Here is an 18,888-nt window from a genome sequence, read left to right on the forward strand (position 1 = left end):
GCTCAATTAAGCGCAAGCTTCCGTTCCTGTGGATTGATCTGCACCCAAAGTGCCCGCTCGATCGCCGGGTCCTTCTCGTCGATCGGCATGACGCCGAGGAGAGGGGCAATGCGTTGCACGACGCGGTTGACCACCGGCACCGCGGTCCAGCCGCCGGTCGCGTAGCCGTGCGTCTGCTTTGTCGCGTGGGGCTCGTCATAAAACGCGAGCACCACATATTTCGGGTTGGTCATGGGGAACGCCCCGACGAATGAGGAGAGGAGCGCTTTTTTCGCATATCCGTGGAGCGACGCTTTCTCCGCCGTGCCGGTCTTTCCGCCGAGAAGATAGCCGGGAATAGAACCTTCCTTGGCCGTGCCGTCGGTGACTACGAGGCGCATCAGGCGGCGCATCTCATCCGAGGTGCCCTCGGAGATGACGCGCACGCCCGATGCGTCTTCGCCCGCCCGGCGCTTGAGCAAAGTGGGGTCGTGGAGAATTCCGCCGTTCACAACCGCCGCACTCGCGGCTGCAACCTGGATCGGCTCGACCGACACGCCATGCCCGAATGCGATGGTCATGGTGTTGATCGGGCGCCACTGGGCGGGAAAGGCGGGCTCGCCGAGTTCGTCGATCTCGAGCTTGGATTGCGACAAAAGCCCCAGCCGGTCGAGGAACTCGTGCTGGACCGTCCCGCCGAAGTCGAGCGCCATCCTGGCGGCCCCGATGTTGGACGAATACATGAAGATTTCGGGCACGGTAAGGGCCCGCCGCATGTTGTGGTAGTCGTTGATCGTGAAGCGGGCGATCTGGATCGGATGCGAGGCGTCGTAGCTGCTCGTCAGTTTGGAAGTACCGGTCTCTAACGCCATCGCCGCCGTGAACACCTTGAAGATCGATCCCATCTCGTAGACGCCGAGCGTCATGCGGTTGAAGCGCTCGTCATCGCCCGCCTCGCCCGCCTTGTTCGCGTCAAAGTCCGGAAGCGAGACCATGGCGAGCACTTCGCCCGTGCGCGCATCGAGCACCGCACCGCCCGCCGCCGCGGCCTGGTATTCCGCCATGCCTTGGGCAAGCTCCTCGCGCAGGACGTGCTGAATCCGGAGGTCGAGCGAGAGGACGAGCGGCGAGCCACCCTTCGACAACGTTTCATCGAAGTGGCGTTCGATGCCGGCCATGCCGTGATTGTCGACGTTGGTAAAGCCGACGACGTGCGCAGTCAAGACGCCATGCGGATAAACGCGCCGATCCTCGCGCTGGAAGTAGAGGCCGGGCAGGCCGAGACGATTGACCTCATACTCCTGACGTGGGCTCAAACTGCGTTGGATCCAAACAAAGCGCTGCTCTCTTGTCAGTTTTTCCTCGATCTCCTTTACCTTGAGCTCGGGCAAAACCCGCACGAGCTGGCGTGCGGTATCGGCCGCGTTACGGATCTCCTTCGGGTCCGCGTAAAGCGAGGCCGTCTCCAAGCTGGTCGCGAGAAGCACGCCATTGCGGTCGACGATATCCGCGCGCTCGAGCGGCAAGCGCGTGGCGCGCTCCGCATGCTCGGGTGAGGGCTCCTTCGGCTGGCTGAAGACTGTGACGTCGACGAGGCGAAAGGCGATGACCGCGAACGCGATGGTGAAGAGGCCGGCGCAAAAGACCAGACGATTGCGGCCGATCTCGAGTGCTTGCTTGTTCGCACCTTCAAGGCGCACCGGACCGCCGTTACAGGCGGCGTCGTGGTGCGGATGGCAGGGGTTCTGCCGCCAAAGCTTCATCATAGCGTGTCCTTCGCAAGGGTTACACTGCCGCTTCGACCCTTTTGGGGCCGGGGAACCGGCAGTGGTATGGCAGGAGGAATGGGTGCCGTAGCACTCGGCGACGCATCGTCGGGCTGCGGCGCAGCAGGTGCTGGGCGCATCGGCAGATCGTCGAATCTGCCATATTGCTTACCCGCGAGCGGTTGGAGATTGAGATATTTGCGCGCGAGGGCCTCGATGTGCTCGGGCTGATTTCGGTAGCTCCATTCCGCTTTGAGCACGTGAATGGTTTCCTCGTTCTGGAGAATCTCGCGATTGATGCGAGTCAGCTTCTCTTCAAGTCCCTGGACCTGGTACTTGAGCTGAAAGAGCGCGAAGCCGAGCGCCAACACGAAGGCGAGCCAGAGCCATGTTGCTCGATGCATCATGGGACCTCCTCGGCCGGGGAAGCCTCAACGGGCCACGCAGCGGCGCCCGTGCGCACGGCCGCGCGTAGGCGTGCCGAACGCGCCCGCGGATTGCTTGCGATTTCATCGTCCTTGGGCCGCATCGCCTTCTTGGCGATGAGTTCGAAGCTCGCAGCACGGGGTGCGACCTCGCCTGGCAGCAGCCGCGATTTCGACGCTCCGACCGCGCTGCGGGCCTTGAGAAAGCGCTTTATCTTGCGATCTTCGAGGGAGTGAAACGCGACGACGGCGAGCCGGCCGCCGGGTGCGAGAATCCGCTCCGCCGCCGCGAGGCCGCGGTCAAGCTCGCCAAGTTCGTCGTTCACGTGGATGCGCAGTGCTTGAAAGGTTCGCGTCGAGGGGTCGATGCCGTCGCGTCCCTGGCGGACGACACGGCGGATGATGGTGGCGAGGCGGCCCGTCGTGTCGATCGGTGCCTCGGTACGGGCCGCCACGATCGCACGGGCGATCTGGCGGGCAAACCTTTCCTCGCCATAATGGTGAATGATGCGGGCAAGCGATGCTTCGTCGAGGGTGTTGACGATATCGGCGGCACTGGCGCCGTCCCGTTCCATGCGCATGTCGAGCGGGCCGTCCGCGCGAAAGGAGAACCCGCGCGCGGGGTCGTCGATCTGGATGGAGCTCACGCCGAGATCGAGGGCAACGCCGTCGACCGCCGTGATGTCATGCTTTGCGAGCAGGTCGCCCATCTCGCCGTAGCGGCCGGAAAGCAGCGTGAGGCGGTCTTCGTAGTGCTGCACGAGCCGCTCCCCGCGCTCGAGCGCCACCGGGTCGCGATCGATTCCCCAAACCGTGCAGCGGGCGGCTCGAAGCAAAGCCTCGGAATAGCCGCCGAGGCCGAACGTGCCGTCGACATAGATTCCATCGTCACGTGGGGCCAGCACGGAAAGCACTTCGCGCAGCATGACCGGCACGTGGCCGCCGGGGAGGCCATTCGCCGCGATCATGGCGCGCCTCCAGCACCGCCGTCGCCTTCGCCCGGCGCGCCCTGGGGCGGGCGGACCTTGAGCGTCATGCCCTGGCGCCGCGCGCGCTCGCGCGCCTCGGCCGCAAAGCTCTCTCGCCCTTTGGGCTCCCAAATCTGAAAGCGAGGGCCTTGTCCGACGAAGGCCGCAAGCTCGGTTATTCCCGAATGGTCGATGAGCGCTTGGGGCAGCATGATGCGCCCTTCGGAATCGAACGGGAGCTGATGGGCTTCGGCGAAAATGGTGGCGGCGAGGTCTTCCTGTTGATCGGAGAAGGTCTCAACGTCGTAAAGGCTTCGGGCCAACTGGTGCATGAAGTCGATGGCGCAACATTCGAGGGCTTTGTGCTTGAAGGAGGGGAACGCGACGACACCGCTAAAGCTCTGGCCCGCAATGGCGGAACGGAAGCTCGCCGGAACGGACACGCGCCCTTTCCGATCGACCTTGTTCACCACCGTTCCGACGAACAGCGCCATGCTGCCCCCAACTGGACCGCCAGCACGGTCCGAACTTCCCCGGCATCACCCGCCTGCGCTTGGTTGGCGGGATGCTATCCTTGGGAAAACATGGGATAACATGGGATAAAATGGCCGTCAATGGATTTTCATAGTAAAAGCGAAGGCTTAGCCAAGAGATTTCGCCTGCTCGATTTGAAGCCGCGAAGGTCATCCAAGACCAAAGGTGCCACGTTGCTGAAGGAACGGCGCACATTCATTCACGGGATTGAGGCGGAAATTTGTTCTCAAAATGTTCTTTCACGGATTTTCATGGGTCTCACCTTGCAGTCTCTGCAAGGGCCGCGTTGTTTTCCAATTCGCGGGAATCGAGAAATGCCAGACGGCCTATAAGCCGGGTTCTGTCTTCGCCATCGGATCAATGACCCTGGGCGAAGGATGGCCATTCATCTGGGACGCCCGTTGCCGGGCGCCTCGCGCGACCTACCCGGATGGCAGCGCAGAAACTCGCCTGCTAACAATGAGTTAGCGGCCATCCCTACTTGGTCTTGCTCCCGGTGGGGTTTGCCCTGCCGCCCCCGTCGCCGGGGGCGCGGTGCGCTCTTGCCGCCCCATTTCGCCCTTACCGGCACCCGTTTCCGGGCCGGCCGGCGGAATATTTTCTGTGGCACTGTCCCTGGGGTTGCCCCCGCCGGGTGTTACCCGGCACCGCGTTTCCGTGGAGCCCGGACTTTCCTCCCCCCGGCCATGCCGGCCGGAAGGCGGCCATCCGGCCGTCTGGCGCCTTAGAGGTACGCGCCGGGTGGAATGGGGTCAAGACCTCCTGGCGGCCGCTTGCCAGCAGAGGCACGCCCAGCGCGCTATTCGGTCGGCAACCGGCCCAAAAGGTGATGCAGCAGGCTGACCGTCTCCGGGTCGGCGACGCCATCGACGCATCGCTGGCGGAAATGCCGCTGGAAGGCGGTTACGACCGCTTCCGTGGTTGGATCGTAGAGTCCTGTCCCTTCAACGCCGTAGCCAAAGCCGGATAGGGCAAGCTGGAGATTTGTAACGGCCGGACCTGAGGCACCGGGGCCAAGTCGGCTGGCGTTGGCGGAAATCCGAAAGCTCGCATCCGGCCAGAGGCCAACTCCGGCGCGCGCGAGCCGCGCCCAGTCGAAACGCTCGCCCGGGTCTTGCTTTCGCGTGGGAGCCACGTCGGAGTGCCCAAGGACCCGATGCGCGGGAATGGGATGGTGCGCAAGGATTGCCCTGGCGAGGTTTTCAAGGGCTTCCATCTGCGCCTCAGGGAAATCGCGATAGCCGAACTCGTGGCCTGGATTGACCAGTTCGATCCCGATCGAATGTGCGTTCACATCGCGAATGCCTGCCCAATGGCTGACACCCGCGTGCCAGGCCCGACGTTCCTCGGCCACCAGACGGTAACAGGCGCCGTCCTCGTCGATGGCGTAATGGGCGCTGACTTTCGCCGCAGGATCGCATAGCCGTTCGAGTGCGGCACGACACGTCGTCATTCCGGTATAGTGAAGAAGAAGGATATCGATCGCACCGCCGGCCGGACGCGTGTCGTGGTTGGGTGAGGGATGTTCGATGAAACGCGGTTCGTTCACGATCTCTCGACTCCCACCGTGCAAACGATCGTCTAGCTCAGGCGCAGGTTCGAGTAGCTTAGCATGGCGAGCATGAAGTCGTCGGCGCTCGCTTCGGCCAAAAAATCTTCGAAGCGGGTCGCGCCGCCGTCCGCAGCACTTATTGCCTTTCGTCCTTGCCGGCTCCAAATGCGGGGAGTAGCGTCGATCCCCGGTGCATTCGCACCGGGTCATGCCGTCACGAGTGCCGGCGAGGAGACATTGGATGAGTGCAGTGCCGAAGACTTCTTCTGAACCGAGGCTCAAGGCGGCGGCCCTCGATGAACTCAAGGCGCTGTTGGGCGAACGCTTCACGACCGCGATGGCGGTGCGTCAGCTTCATGGCAAGGACGAGTCGAGCTTCGCGGCCGTACCGCCGGAGGCCGTCGCGTTCGCGCAATCGACCGAGGAAGTGAGCGCCATCGTCAAGATCTGCGCGCGCCACAAGGTGCCCGTCATTCCGTTTGGCACGGGTACGTCGCTTGAGGGCCATGTGCTGGCCGTTCAGGGCGGGGTGTGCGTCGATTTGAGCCAGATGAACAATATTCTCCGCGTGAGCCGCGAGGACCTCGACGTCACCGTCCAGGCCGGCGTTACGCGCAAACAGCTCAACGAGAACATCCGCGACACGGGGCTCTTCTTTCCGATCGACCCAGGCGCGGATGCGTCCTTGGGGGGCATGGCGGCGACGCGGGCCTCGGGTACGAATGCCGTGCGCTACGGCACCATGCGCGAGAACGTGCTCGGCCTCACCGTCGTGCTGCCCGACGGGCGCGTCATACGCACCGCGAAGCGCGCGCGGAAATCCTCTGCCGGGTACGATCTCACGCGACTTTTCGTAGGCTCCGAAGGAACGCTCGGCGTGATCACGGAAGTGACATTGCGCCTCTATGGCATACCGGAGGCGATTTCGGCTGCGGTTTGCCCGTTCCCTAATCTCGAGGCGGCGGTTAATACGGTCATTCAGACAATTCAGATGGGCGTGCCGATCGCGCGTATCGAACTCATCGATCCGACCGCGATGCGCGCCATCAATCGCTTCTCGAAGCTCGACTACCCCGAAGCCTTCACGCTTTTCTTCGAGTTCCACGGCAGCGAGAGCGGGGTCAAGGAACAGGTCGAGACCGTGGAGGCGATCGCGGGCGAGCACGGCGCCAACGATTTCAAGTGGGCGTCGAGGCCGGAGGAGCGAAACAAGCTCTGGCAGGCGCGCCATGACGCCTATTTCGCCTCGATCCAGTTGCGCCCCGGCTGTCGCGGCATTTCAACCGACGTGTGCGTGCCGATCTCGCGCCTTGCCGAGTGCATTCTCGAAACTCACAAGGACATCGCCAAAGCAACCATGCCGATCACCATCGTCGGCCATGTCGGCGACGGCAATTTCCATCTCCTCTTCCTGATCGATCCGAACAACGAGGCGGAGCGACACGAGGCCGAGGCTTTCAACGAGCGCATGGTCATGCGGGCTCTCGCCATGGATGGCACCTGCACGGGCGAGCACGGTGTGGGGATCGGCAAGATGGATTTTCTCGTCGCCGAGCATGGCGAGGCCGTGAGCGTGATGCGTCAGATCAAGCGGGCGATCGATCCGGATAACCTGATGAACCCGGGCAAGATCTTGCGCATTTGAACGAAAGGTTGACGCTTCCCACGCCGTAAATCGGACAGGTATTCGACATAGAGCATTTTCCGGCAAAGTGGCTGCAGGCTTGCCGTGGAAGATGCAACTAAATCACCAAAGCTGGTGCATGACCCGATTCAATCCGATCGGATCATCCGCTATTATCGCGCGGGCTTCGCGGTACAAGATGTGCCGGCGTCGAGAGTGAGAGGAGGCCCGATTTCGTGAAGAAGCTGCTGATTGGCCTTGTCGTTCTGATCGCCGGAATTTTGGCGGCGGCTTTCATCGGTCCGAGCTTTGTCGACTGGAACCAGTACAAGGGCGAAATCGCGTCCCGGATCGAGGCGGCGACCGGGTGCAAGCTAAGAATCGACGGTGAAATCTCCCTCAGCATCATTCCGGGTCCCTATCTTTACGTCGGCGGCGTGAAGTTCGCCAACATCGCCGGTGCGGCGGAGCCCGACATCCTCCGACTCAAGGCGCTGGCGCTCAATATCGGCTTTTCGCCGTTGCTCGAGAGCCGCGTCCAGGTCGAAAGTCTCGATCTCGTCGAACCTCAATTGACGTTCGAACGCCTCGCGGATGGGCGGGATAATTGGCACTTCGGGCCGAACGCAAGTGGAGCGGCCACTTCGCGCGCCAAGCCAGCGCCAGCGAATGTCGCCTTGAGCCCGGCGGACTGCGGTCTGCCGGAGTGGATTCAGCTCGACCGGATTGCGGTTCACAACGGCACGCTCGCTTATCGCGACGATCGGAGCGGGAAGGTCGCAACTCTCGGCCAGATCGATGGCGTGGTCGTCGCACCGCAGATCGGGACGATCCGCGCGCAAGGCAAAGCTGTGGCAGCCGGTCAGCCTTTCGCTTTCGACACCGCACTCGAACGAGCGGGCAGCGGCGGCCTTGCGGGTCTGACCCTCAAGCTCTCGCTTGCCGATGCCAAGCTGGAATTCGCCGGCCGCATATCAGATGGCGGCGGGAGCCCTCAGCTCACAGGAAGGCTGCAAGCGTCCGGAAGCGACCTGCGCCGCTTTTACGACATGTTCGATCCGGACGGGGCAGCTTCCCTGCCGGCTTTCCTCGCGCAGAATTACGCTTTCGACGGTTCCGTCACGGCGTCGGCCGCGAAGGTCGCGATTGGCGACCTCGCCCTTCGTCTCGGAGACGCCGATGCGAGGGGAGGGCTCGACATCGTTCCCGGCACGCCCACGAAGGCAACGCTCAAGCTCGCTCTTAACAGCATCGACTTAGACAAATGGCTTTCGATCACAGCGCCACCGCTGCCCGCCGGGGCTGCGCGAAGCGCATCCGGCACCTCCCCCGGAACGAAGCAGCCGGTCGAAGGCCGCAATGCGGCCTTGGCACTGCCGAACGATGTCGATCTCGATTTCGACGGCACCGTTGAGGCCCTTCTCTACCGCGGCAACGTCGTGCGCCAAATCCACCTCGGTGCGGGGATGAGCAAGGGAGAGGTGTCGCTCAAGGAGCTGAAGGCGGAGTTTCCGGGCAGCTCCGATCTCACGATCTACGGGGCGTTCAACGCACAGAATGGCAAGCCGAGTTTCTCGGGCAATGTGGAGCTTGCATCGGACGACCTGCGTCGATTTCTTAGCTGGCTTATGATCGACGCGGATGGCGTGCCGGCCGAGCGGCTGCACCAGCTCCTGCTTACGGCGGCGGTGCAACTCAATGAGGATCAGCTACAGTTACGCGATATCGACGCCAACATCGATTCATCGCATGTCGTCGGCGGTGCTACGATCCTGCTCCAGGGGCGTCCCGCATTCGGCGTGAGCCTTGCACTCGACCGGATCAACCTCGATGCCTATTTGCCGAGTGCGGCCGGCAATGCAGCGTCGGGTGGAACGCTACCGGGTGCCGCGCCGCCGCCAAAAGCGCGATCGGCAACGGCCGGCGCGAGCGCCATTCCCTCGCGCGTCCTCGATGCGTTCGACGCGAACTTTCGCGCACGTGCGGACGAGGTCACGTTTCACGGCGAGCGAATTCTCGGCTTGCGCCTCGATGGCACGTTGCAGGGCGGCAATCTTATCCTGCGCGACGCGAGCGTCGACGACGTCGCGGGCTTGAAGGGAAATGTCGCCGGCAAGATCACGGATTTAGACGATACGCCTAAATTCGAACTCGCCGGAAGCGTGGCAACGGCGGAACTGGCGACGTTCCTGCGATATTCCGGACTCAAATCCGCCACCACCGCCGACCAGTGGGGTGCCCTTACCCTTAAGGGTAACGTCAAAGGCAATCCGGACCGGTTCGCGATCGATCTCGACGCGCAAACGAGGGGTGTGTCTTACAAGAGTGTGGGCACAATCGATTTCGCGGGGAATGCTCCGACATACGACCTCGACGTCAACGCAACCCACCCGGATTTCGCGGTGTTCCTGCGCGGGGTCGGCTATCGACCGATGAGCGACAAGCTCGGCGACTTGCGGCTTCATGCGAAGGTGGCGGGTGGGCTCGACAAGGCGAAGATTTCAAATCTCGAAGTGGGCATCGGTTCCACGACGGTGAGCGGCCCTGTCGAGATATCCTTCGATGGACCGCGCCCGAAGATCGTCGCCAAGCTCGATGCCGGCCCCATCGATGTCGATTCGTTTCTGCCTGCCGGCGATCCAAGCGGGGGCGAAGGCAAGCCGCGGCCGCGCGGCCAGGCGGTGACGGGCATCAATTCGCGCTGGTCGACGGCACCTCTCGATCTCGCAGGTCTCAAGTCCGCCGATGCCGATCTCACGCTCGCGAGTGCAGCACTCACCTCCGGGCAATACAGGATCGAGAGCGCCAAACTCACCTCGACGTTGTCGAACGGCACGCTCGATATCACTGGGCTGACCGGCAAGCTCCTTGACGGCAATCTCAAGCTGTCGGGGAGGCTCGAAGCCTCGGGCGAACCGGCAGCGAATTTCGATCTGAATCTCGATGGAGCCAACCTCGGCGAGGCCGGATTGAAGATCGGTGCTGTGCGGCTCATCAAGGGCTCATTGTCGGCGACGGCGAGCCTCTCGGCGCATGGCGCAAGCGAGGCCGCGTTCGTGCGCGCCTTGAACGGCAGCGGTTCGCTCAAGGTGCAAGACGGCACGCTCAGGGGAATCGACCTTTCGGCAATGAGCGACCGCGTCGCGAAGCTCGACCGCACGGTCGATCTGCTCGCCCTTGCCGCGATCGCGACCTCCGGCGGCGAAAGTCAGGTGAAAAGCCTCGCAGGTAGCTTCACGCTCAAGAACGGTGTCGGCGAAAACAAGGACCTGACGATCGAAACGGACGGCGCCTCCGGCAAGGGCGCGGGCACCCTCGATTTGCCGAACTGGTACATGGAATACGAGATCGCGTTCACGCTTACGGGTGCGGCCGACGCTCCACCCTTTTCGATCAAGCTCAAGGGCGCTCCGGACGAGCCGCGCAAGTTCCTGGATGCCAACGCGCTCCAGGAATACCTCTTGAAGCGCAGTGCCGCCGCGGTCAAGGACACGGGCAAGGAGAACAAGCCGGCCAACGCGGGACAGACTGCACCTGCCAATACGGAGGCGAATCCATCCGCCGACTCGATCATCCAGGATCTTTTGAAAAGCTTGAACAAGAAGGCCCCGCAATAACGGGCGCGATCAACCGACGCGATCGGTCGGGGCATCGCTCTGCGCGGCGCGCATCCCTCGTCACCGAGAAGCCTTCAGTGTCTCCAGCACGTGAATGCGCAACGCGCTCGAAAGATTGCCGCGCCGCTTGCCGTCGATCTCCTCGATCAGCAGGTTCAGCGAAATCCCGCGCCCGCTCGCGATCTCCTTGAGGGCCTCCCAAAAAGGTGCCTCGAGCGACACGCTCGTGCGGTGCCCCGCGATCGTGACCGAGCGTTTCGCGAGGCCCGCCATGCCTAGCGCGGCCCGAGCATCGCTTCCGGCCGCACCCATTTGTCGAATTGCGCCTCGGTAAGGAACCCGAGTGCCATGGCGGCGCGCTTGAGCGTCGTCGACTCGGCATAGGCCTTCTTCGCGACCTTTGCCGCCTTGTCGTAGCCGATGTGGGGGTTGAGTGCGGTCACCAGCATGAGCGATTCATGCACGAGCCGGTCGATCCGCTCTTTATTCGCTTCGATGCCGATGACGCAGTTGTCGGTGAAGCTGACGCACGCGTCGGAAAGCAGGCGAAGCGACTGCAGCAGATTATAGATGATCACGGGCTTGTAGACGTTGAGTTCGAGATGGCCTTGGCTGCCGGCGAACGTAATTGCCGTGTGATTGCCCATGACCTGGACGGCGACCATCGTCATCGCCTCGCACTGGGTGGGGTTGACCTTGCCCGGCATGATCGAGGAGCCGAGCTCGTTCTCGGGGAGGTGCAACTCGCCCAAGCCGCAGCGCGGCCCCGACGCCAGAAGCCGGATGTCGTTCGCAATCTTCATCAGGGAGCAGGCGATCACGTTGCACGCACCCGAAGCTTCGACCATCGCGTCATGTGCCGCAAGCCCCTCGAACTTGTTCCTGGCGGGTGCAAAGGGAAGCCCCGTAATCTTGGCGAGTTGGCGTGCGAACGCCTTGTCGAAGCCGCGGCGCGCATTGAGCCCGGTTCCAACCGCGGTGCCGCCCTGGGCGACACGGAAGAGGCGGGGGAGCGTGTTGCGCGCGTGTGCGATGCCGTTCTCGACTTGCGCGGCATAGCCCGAGAATTCCTGCCCGAGGGTGAGTGGGGTTGCGTCCTGTAGGTGTGTGCGTCCGACCTTGACGATGCCCGCGAAAGCCTTCGACTTCGCTTCAAGGGCACCCTGGAGATGTTCGAGAGCCGGCACGAGCGTCCAGGCGATCTCCGCCGCCGTCGCGATGTGCATCGCGGTCGGGATGCTGTCGTTCGAGGATTGGCACATATTCACGTGATCGTTCGGATGCACGGGCGTCTTCGATCCGAGTTTCCCGCCGAGGATTTCGATTGCCCGGTTGGCGATCACTTCGTTCGCGTTCATGTTCGTCTGGGTGCCCGAGCCCGTCTGCCAAACGACGAGGGGGAAGTCGTCCGTCAGCGTGCCGTCGATGACCTCGTCCGCCGCCTTGACGATTGCGCGGCCGCGCTTCTTGTCCAGGGCGCCGAGTCCGATGTTGGCGAGGGCCGCCGCCTTTTTTTGCAAGCCGAGCGCGCGAATGAATTCGGGCGGCAGCCGCTCGCCGCCGATCCTGAAATTGCGCAGGCTGCGCTCCGTTTGAGCACCCCAGTAGCGATTCGCGGGCACCTCGATGGGGCCGAAGCTGTCGGTCTCGATCCTGGTTCTTTGCTTCGATGGTCTCGCCATGGCCTTCTCCCAGCACACATGAAAAAGCGCGCCCACTCATAGCACCGGGTGTGGGGTGGGAACACCCGAGCGGTAGAACTCAGAAATCCGGTTCGTATCGGGGACGGCGCCGGGACTTTGCGGCCGGGGCACTTTCGCGCGACGGCTTTCGAGCCTGCGTCGCCTCGCGTTTCTGCGCTTTCTTGGCGTTGGTGCGCAAACCCGTCTCATAGGCTTTCCGCGCCCACCGGCAGAGCACTTTGCCGTCTTTGAGCAATTCCTTGGGCGTCTCCCAATAAGGCAGCGCCACCTCCTGCCCACGATGCCCTTCGTAGGTAATCGGGCCGCAGCCGCGCCTTTCGAAAGCGCCCTTCGTCTTTTCGTCGGCCTTCAAGAAAAGCGTGCGATCGAAAATGAGCGCGAAAATCGTGCCGTCGAGATAGAGCCCGTGGCCGCCGAAGAGGCGTCGAGCCTCGACCGGGCCAAGGGGCGTGAGCAGCTTTAGGATACGCGCAACGAGCGGAGGATTGGGCGAGGCCATGACCCTCTACCGGGTAAGCCCCTGAAAGAAATCGTTGCCCTTGTCGTCGGTGACGATGAAAGCGGGAAAATCCTCAACCTCGATCCGGTAGATCGCTTCCATGCCAAGCTCAGGATAGTCGATGACCTCGACCTTGCGGATGCAATCCTGGGCGAGGCGCGCAGCCGGACCGCCGATCGATCCCAGGTAGAAACCGCCGTTGGCCTTGCAGGCTTCGATGAAGGCTTTCGAGCGATTGCCCTTGCCGACGGTGACGAATCCCCCGCCGTTCCTCATCAGGATATCGGCGTATGAATCCATGCGTGCCGATGTGGTGGGTCCGAAGGAACCCGATGCGAAACCCTGGGGCGTCTTGGCGGGGCCGGCGTAATAGATCGGGTAGTTCTTTATCGCATCCGGCAGCCCTTCGCCGCGTGCGATGCGGTCCTTGAGGCGTCCGTGGGCGATGTCGCGCGCGACCGCCATCGGGCCCGTCAGGGACAGGCGCGTGCGCACCGGATATTGGCTGAGGGTCTTTCTGATGTCGCTCATCGGCTTGGCCAGATCGATGCGCACCACTTCGCCGCCGATTTCCCGCTCAGTCGGTTCCGGCAGGTACTGCGCCGGATTGGTCTCGAGGGCCTCGAGGAAAACCCCGTCGGCGGTGATCTTGCCGAGGGCCTGGCGATCCGCGGAACACGAAACGCCGATGCCGATCGGCAGGCTCGCGCCATGGCGCGGCAATCGGACGACGCGGACGTCGTGGACGAAATATTTCCCGCCGAACTGCGCGCCGATCCCGAAGCCGCGCGTCAATTCGCGGATTTGCGCCTCGAGTCCGAGGTCGCGAAACGCCCGGCCGTAGGCGTTTCCCTCGTGGGGCAGGCTATCGAGATAGCGCGTGCTCGCGAGCTTGACGGCCTTCAGGTTCTGCTCCGCCGACGTGCCGCCGATGACGACCGCCAAGTGATAGGGCGGGCACGCCGCCGTGCCGAGCGAGCGCAGCTTGCCGTCGAGCGATTTGAGGAGTGCCTCCGGCCGCAGGATGGCCGGCGTCTCCTGGAAGAGGAACGTCTTGTTCGCCGATCCGCCACCCTTCGCGATGAAGAGAAAGCGGTATTCGTCGCCCTCGGTCGCATAGAGGTCGATCTGTGCCGGCAGGTTCGTCTTGGTATTGACCTCCTCGAACATCGATATTGCCGCCATCTGGCTGTAGCGCAGATTCGCCTCGCTCCAGACCTTATGGATACCGCGGCTGATCGCCTCGGCGTCATCGAAGCCGGTGAAGATGCGCTGGCCCTTCTCTCCCATGACGATGGGTGTGCCGGTGTCCTGGCACATGGGAAGGACGCGCCCCGCCGCGATCACGGCGTTCTTCAGGAGATCGAGGGCGACGAAGCGATCGTTATCCGATGCTTCGGGGTCGTCGATGATGGCGCGAAGTTGCTTCAAGTGTCCAGGGCGGAGCAGATGGGAGATGTCATTGAAGGCATTGGCGGTAAGGCGCGTGATCGCCTCGGCCACCACTTTGACCATGCGACCGCCCGCGAAGCTCGCCGTCTCGACGAAATCCCCGGTGAGCTTGCGATAAGTAGCAGTGTCCTCCCCGTGGGGGAAGAGTTCCTGGTGGATGAACTCGCTCATGATTTTAATTCCGTTTCTGGGCTGAAGGCGTCGCTCCGTTCCTATCGTCTCATCCGCATCCATGGCCGTGGCGATCGACCGACGCGCCGACCACGCGAGATGCGTTGAAACGGAACGAGGCTCGGAATATGAGGGTCGGACGACAGGGCGGCAACATCACTTCTTGCGGAACGCGTCGAGGGTCACGACCTGGCCTGCCGGGACGGGTGCGGTTCCCTGGTCGGGCGAGGCGACCGGCGCACCTCCTGTGTCGGGCTTTTCGGGCTGGCCGGCAATGATCTCGCCTTTGAACTGAAGGCCGAATTGCACGGCCGGATCGACGAAGCCGGTCAGGGCCGAGAAGGGAATGCGCAGGCGCTCGCGCTGCTTGTTGAAGCTCAACGTGACTTCGAATGCTTCATCGCCCACTTCGAGGCTCCAATATTGGAATTGGAGCACGATCGTCATTTCCTCGGGATACTGGGTGCGAAGATGGTCGGGAATTGCAACACCCGGATCGCCGGTGCGGAAAGTCAAATAGAAGTGATGATTGCCGGGAAAGCCGTTCTTCTCGACTTGTGCAAGCGATTGCCGCACGACGCCGCGTAACGCGTCTTCGACCATCTTGTCATAGCGGAGCAGATCTCTGCCCATGCCGCACCCACTCCCCGCGTGCACCCCCCATCCTCTTGTCGGGATCAGAGGTGGAGGGCTTCTGTTGCCAGGTGCCCTCCGAACCCCGCCTCAGCTTGCGACGGCCGAGGACTTGAACTTTAGGCTAACCAGCCGCCCTTAGGCAGCGAGGCTAACCTCCGCGTAGTTGTCGTTGGCAACTATGCTATGGCCCGATAACGGTGGAACCATGCCGGGCGAAAATCGCACCTTTAGCCACGCGTCGATCCTATTTCGCCCCCATTGGACCCCACGGCCGGCGTTTCGCGGCCGCAGGCCGATCGGTGAATGGTGGAGGCGCCGGGTACTGCCCCCGGGTCCGCATTGGTTATTACGAACGACGTTTATCGCCATAGTCGAGTTTCCCCGACGCCTTGAAATATAGGGATTGCGGACGGTTTTGAAAAGCAGGCACTATCCGGGCCGAAAGCGGACCGCCGGCGCGGTTCGTCGCGCTGACATAAATCCCTGGTAGCATACGACGGTTTTCCTTTCCGACACCGCCCGCAAGGAGATCCAAGGATGATCGAGATTCCGCGCCGGCGGTTTCTTCGAGGTGCTGCCGTGCTGGGTGGCGCGGCCGTATTCGGCGTGCCGGCACGCGGTATTGGCAGCACGGCGCCGGGCAAGCTGACCGATATCGATTATTTCATCATCCTGACGAAGGAAAATCGCTCCTTCGATCACTATTTCGGCACGCTCGCGGGCGTGCGGGGCTTCGGCGACCCCTCGGCCCGGCGGCAAGGCCATATCTTCGAACAGGTGGACGAGGAGCGGGGCCGGCGGGTGCTGCCGTTTCATCTCGACACGCGCACGACCAACGCCCAGCGCCTCGTGACGACCGACCACACTTGGGGCGGACAGCATGCCGCCTGGAACGGCGGCAAATTGGATCAATGGATTTCAGGACATCGCAGCCAAGATGGCGCCCATGCGGCCATTACCATGGGCTATTACACGCGGGCGGACATCCCATTCTATTATGCCCTCGCCGATGCCTTCACGATTTGCGATGGCTATCATTGCTCGGTCATGGGGCCGACCCATCCCAACCGCTATTACCTCATGACGGGCACCATCGACCCCGAGGGTAAGGCAGGCGGGCCCGGCATCGACAATTCACCGCGCAACTTTCGCTGGGAGTCCTACCCGGAGCGGCTCGAGCGCGCGGGCGTTTCCTGGCGCATCTATCACGATCTCGACGACTATAATTGCAACGTCGTCCGCTTTCTTGCGCAGTACAAGAATCTGCCGCGAAGCTCCTCCCTCTGGGAAAATGCCATGAGGACCCGGCCGTTTTACGAGCTTCTGTGGGATATTCGCACCGCGAACATTCCACAAGTGAGCTGGATCGTGCCGCCCTCCTTTGAAAGCGAGCATCCTGACTTTCTCCCGGCATACGGAGAGCGCCACACCCAGCGCATCCTCGAAGCACTATGGTCGAACCCGAAGCTCTGGGCCCGCACCGCACTCATTATCAATTACGATGAGAATGACGGTCTGTTCGATCACGTTTCTCCACCCACACCCGAACCCGGCGCCTCCGACGAGTATGTCGGCGGCCTGCCCGTGGGGCTCGGCTTCCGCGTCCCCTGCCTCGTGATCTCGCCGTGGAGCCGGGGCGGCTATGTCTGTCACGATACGTTCGACCACACATCGACGCTGCGCCTCATCGAGACCCGATTCGGCGTTGAGGTCCCGAACTTGAGCAAGTGGCGACGCGGCGTCACCGGCGATCTCACGAGCGCCTTCAGCTTCGCCGTTGAGCCGAGAAACGATGTGCCGGCGTTGCCCGAAACCGAAAAGGCCCTCGCCTTCGCCGAGGAAGGCGCGATGGCGCTTCAGCAGCCGAGCGTGCCGGAGGAACCTCAAATGCCGGCCCAGGAAACCGGCAGCCGGCCGACCCCCCAAACCAATACGTGAAAGGCGGCGACGATCGGTCGGGGAGCGGCGAGGGCCAGGCGGCTGAATCTGATCCGATTCGGGAATATCCACGCGCGATGTTGGCGGCCTGTCGGTGAGCGGGTAGAGTGCCGCAGCGGAATCGCGTGCGTGTGCGAGGGCGACGGAGGAATGCCGATGGGTTTAAGCCGTGAGCAGCAGGCGGAGATCGAGGCCTCGCGCGAAAATCAGGCCACGACACGTCGCGCCACCGTGCCTGCACTCGAGGAAATTCTTTACCAGGCGATCCCCGTCCTCGATCACGGTTTCGTTCGCGTCATCGACTATATGGGCGACGATGGCGCCGTCGTGCAGGCGGCACGAGTCTCCTATGGCAAAGGCACCAAGAAAGTCTCGGAGGACCGGGGTCTCATCAACTACCTGATGCGCCATCGCCACACGACACCCTTCGAGATGTGCGAGATCAAATACCACGTGAAGTTGCCGATCTTCGTGGCGAGGCAGTGGATTCGACATCGGACGGCGAACGTGAACGAATACTCGGCCCGCTATTCGATCCTGGATCGCGAATTCTACATTCCAGCACCGGCTCAGCTCGCCGCCCAGTCGCAAAGCAATCGCCAGGGACGCGGCCACGTGCTCGAAGGCGACGAGGCGGCGCGCGTGCTTGCGATTCTGCGCGAAGACGCCGCACGGTGTTACGAGCACTACACGGAGATGCTGAACGAGGACGAAACCGGAAACAGCATCGATGCCGGGCGACAGGGCCTGGCCCGAGAGCTTGCGCGCATGAATTTGCCCCTCAACGTCTATACCCAGTGGTATTGGAAGACCGATCTCCAGAATCTTCTCCACTTTTTGTCGCTCCGCGCCGATCCGCATGCGCAGTACGAGATCCGCGTCTATGCGGATGCGATGCTCGAGACCATGAAGCGCTGGGTTCCCATGGTGCACGATGCGTTCGTGCAATACCGGGTGGGAGGTGCGCATGTCTCGGCCGCGGGGCTCGCGATCGTCAAGCGCATGATCGACGGCGAGAAGGTCGAGCAGGCCGGCTCGGGCCTTTCGGCGCGCGAGTGGCGCGAACTCATGTCCCTTCTGGGGAAGTCGGATTAAGTGCGGCGGGCGCCGCGCAGTCTGCGATGCCAAATCCGTTAGCGCGCTATGTGGGGCCATAGGCCGATAAGGCCGACGATGATCAGGTAGATTGCGACGATGACGTTCAGAAGCCGAGGCATGAGCAGGATGAGGATACCGCCGACAAGGGCCAGCAACGACATTAGAACATCCAGATGAATCATCATGAAACTACCTCGAAATCCTGCTAAGAGGGGCTGAGATTACAAGGGGTGCCGCGCACGCGCCACACCTCTCGATGACGCGCAACGCACCTCATCTCGCCTCGCCAATGAGAACTTTTCCCGTCACCCATTCGATACCGTCGGCGGAACATCTCGCCGAAGTGGTGAAGGCCGACTACGATCTCGGTCCACGTCTCGAGTGCCGGCTATTTCGCTCTGGCATCGCGGATACCTATGACGTGCGCGCGGGATCGAGGCGCTTCATGCTGCGAATCTGCCGCGTCGCGTGGACGACCCGTGCCGGGATTTCCTACGAGGTGGATGCACTTCTTCATCTCTGCGCCCGGCGCGCGCCGGTGGCCGGCCCGGTCGCCCGACGCGACGGCGGATATATTACGTACATCGCCGCACCGGAGGGAAGGCGACTTGCGGTCCTTTTCGCTTATGCAAGCGGGCGGGAACACGTGCGCGATATCGCCACCAGCAAGTCTTATGGCGATGCTCTGGCGCGCATCCACAATGCGGGAGAAGGCTTCACGAGCCGGCGCGCGCGCGCACCGATCGACGCCAATTTCCTTGTCCGCAGGCCTCTCGCGCGGCTTACCCCGCTCGCGGTCGAGCATCCGAAGGCGTGGGGCTATCTTGCGAAGCTCGGTCGCAAGCTCGACGGTCGGTTGGAGGAGACCGGGCGGGGTCTTTCGACGGGACTTTGTCACGGCGACAGCCACGGCGGCAACGCGTCCT

General features: G+C 62.8%; 16 protein-coding genes and 2 other RNA genes. 5 read left to right on the forward strand and 13 right to left on the reverse strand.

Annotated features, from left to right (window positions below; all coding sequences use genetic code 11):
- Positions 1-2 precede the first annotated feature (2 nt).
- The 6 genes from VEJ16_03740 to VEJ16_03765 all read right to left on the reverse strand — a co-directional run bounded on the left by VEJ16_03740 (position 3) and on the right by VEJ16_03765 (position 5,221).
- Positions 3-1,745, reverse strand: a complete 1,743-nt coding sequence (locus tag VEJ16_03740) for a penicillin-binding protein 2 (GenBank protein ID HYB08764.1) — start codon at positions 1,743-1,745, stop codon at positions 3-5.
- Positions 1,742-2,152, reverse strand: coding sequence for a hypothetical protein (locus tag VEJ16_03745; protein ID HYB08765.1), 411 nt, complete (start codon positions 2,150-2,152; stop codon positions 1,742-1,744). The genes VEJ16_03740 and VEJ16_03745 overlap by 4 nt, the downstream gene beginning before the upstream one ends.
- Positions 2,149-3,138, reverse strand: coding sequence for a 16S rRNA (cytosine(1402)-N(4))-methyltransferase RsmH (rsmH, locus tag VEJ16_03750; GenBank protein HYB08766.1), 990 nt, complete (start codon positions 3,136-3,138; stop codon positions 2,149-2,151). The genes VEJ16_03745 and rsmH overlap by 4 nt, the downstream gene beginning before the upstream one ends.
- Positions 3,135-3,632 carry a division/cell wall cluster transcriptional repressor MraZ gene (locus VEJ16_03755; protein ID HYB08767.1) on the reverse strand — a complete coding sequence of 166 codons (498 nt, stop codon included), beginning with the start codon at positions 3,630-3,632 and terminating at the stop codon, positions 3,135-3,137. The genes rsmH and VEJ16_03755 overlap by 4 nt, the downstream gene beginning before the upstream one ends.
- A gap of 353 nt (positions 3,633-3,985) precedes the next feature.
- Positions 3,986-4,392, reverse strand: an RNA gene (gene rnpB, locus VEJ16_03760) — RNase P RNA component class A.
- A 79-nt stretch (positions 4,393-4,471) separates the two neighbouring features.
- Positions 4,472-5,221, reverse strand: coding sequence for an N-acetylmuramoyl-L-alanine amidase (locus VEJ16_03765; GenBank protein ID HYB08768.1), 750 nt, complete (start codon positions 5,219-5,221; stop codon positions 4,472-4,474).
- A gap of 244 nt (positions 5,222-5,465) precedes the next feature.
- On the opposite strand from VEJ16_03765, the gene VEJ16_03770 reads away from it, so the two are divergent.
- A complete protein-coding gene (locus tag VEJ16_03770; protein ID HYB08769.1) occupies positions 5,466-6,869 on the forward strand; it encodes an FAD-linked oxidase C-terminal domain-containing protein in 1,404 nt (467 codons plus the stop codon).
- 215 nt (positions 6,870-7,084) lie between these two features.
- The gene (locus VEJ16_03775) at positions 7,085-10,465 is read left to right on the forward strand and encodes an AsmA family protein (GenBank protein HYB08770.1); all 3,381 of its coding nucleotides are present in this window, start codon (positions 7,085-7,087) and stop codon (positions 10,463-10,465) included.
- Positions 10,466-10,525: 60 nt separating this feature from the next.
- Here VEJ16_03775 and VEJ16_03780 read toward each other — a convergent pair whose 3' ends face one another.
- From VEJ16_03780 to ssrA, 6 genes are all read right to left on the reverse strand, one after another.
- Entirely contained in the window at positions 10,526-10,738 is a 213-nt protein-coding gene (locus VEJ16_03780; GenBank protein ID HYB08771.1) for a ribbon-helix-helix domain-containing protein, read from the reverse strand.
- A gap of 2 nt (positions 10,739-10,740) precedes the next feature.
- Positions 10,741-12,147, reverse strand: a complete 1,407-nt coding sequence (fumC, locus tag VEJ16_03785) for a class II fumarate hydratase (GenBank protein ID HYB08772.1) — start codon at positions 12,145-12,147, stop codon at positions 10,741-10,743.
- Positions 12,148-12,226: 79 nt separating this feature from the next.
- Positions 12,227-12,667 carry a TfoX/Sxy family protein gene (locus VEJ16_03790; GenBank protein ID HYB08773.1) on the reverse strand — a complete coding sequence of 147 codons (441 nt, stop codon included), beginning with the start codon at positions 12,665-12,667 and terminating at the stop codon, positions 12,227-12,229.
- A gap of 6 nt (positions 12,668-12,673) precedes the next feature.
- A complete protein-coding gene (locus VEJ16_03795; GenBank protein ID HYB08774.1) occupies positions 12,674-14,290 on the reverse strand; it encodes a fumarate hydratase in 1,617 nt (538 codons plus the stop codon).
- A 156-nt stretch (positions 14,291-14,446) separates the two neighbouring features.
- Positions 14,447-14,923, reverse strand: coding sequence for a ClpXP protease specificity-enhancing factor SspB (locus tag VEJ16_03800; protein HYB08775.1), 477 nt, complete (start codon positions 14,921-14,923; stop codon positions 14,447-14,449).
- A 49-nt stretch (positions 14,924-14,972) separates the two neighbouring features.
- Positions 14,973-15,352: a transfer-messenger RNA gene (gene ssrA / locus VEJ16_03805) on the reverse strand.
- A gap of 111 nt (positions 15,353-15,463) precedes the next feature.
- On the opposite strand from ssrA, the gene VEJ16_03810 reads away from it, so the two are divergent.
- Together VEJ16_03810 and thyX are read left to right on the forward strand one after the other, a co-directional pair.
- Positions 15,464-16,864, forward strand: coding sequence for an alkaline phosphatase family protein (locus VEJ16_03810; protein ID HYB08776.1), 1,401 nt, complete (start codon positions 15,464-15,466; stop codon positions 16,862-16,864).
- A 156-nt stretch (positions 16,865-17,020) separates the two neighbouring features.
- A complete protein-coding gene (thyX, locus tag VEJ16_03815) occupies positions 17,021-17,959 on the forward strand; it encodes an FAD-dependent thymidylate synthase (GenBank protein ID HYB08777.1) in 939 nt (312 codons plus the stop codon).
- A 38-nt stretch (positions 17,960-17,997) separates the two neighbouring features.
- Here the strand turns inward: thyX and VEJ16_03820 are convergent, their stop codons facing one another.
- Positions 17,998-18,147: a DUF3096 domain-containing protein gene (locus VEJ16_03820; GenBank protein HYB08778.1), complete on the reverse strand. Its 150-nt coding sequence runs from the start codon at positions 18,145-18,147 to the stop codon at positions 17,998-18,000.
- A 104-nt stretch (positions 18,148-18,251) separates the two neighbouring features.
- Here VEJ16_03820 and VEJ16_03825 point away from each other — a divergent pair.
- Positions 18,252-18,888 (forward strand): phosphotransferase (locus VEJ16_03825; protein ID HYB08779.1); only part of this gene is annotated, 637 nt, incomplete at its 3' end.

It is taken from the genome of Alphaproteobacteria bacterium (genome assembly GCA_035625915.1).
Taxonomy (GTDB): Bacteria; Pseudomonadota; Alphaproteobacteria; order JACZXZ01; family JACZXZ01; genus DATDHA01.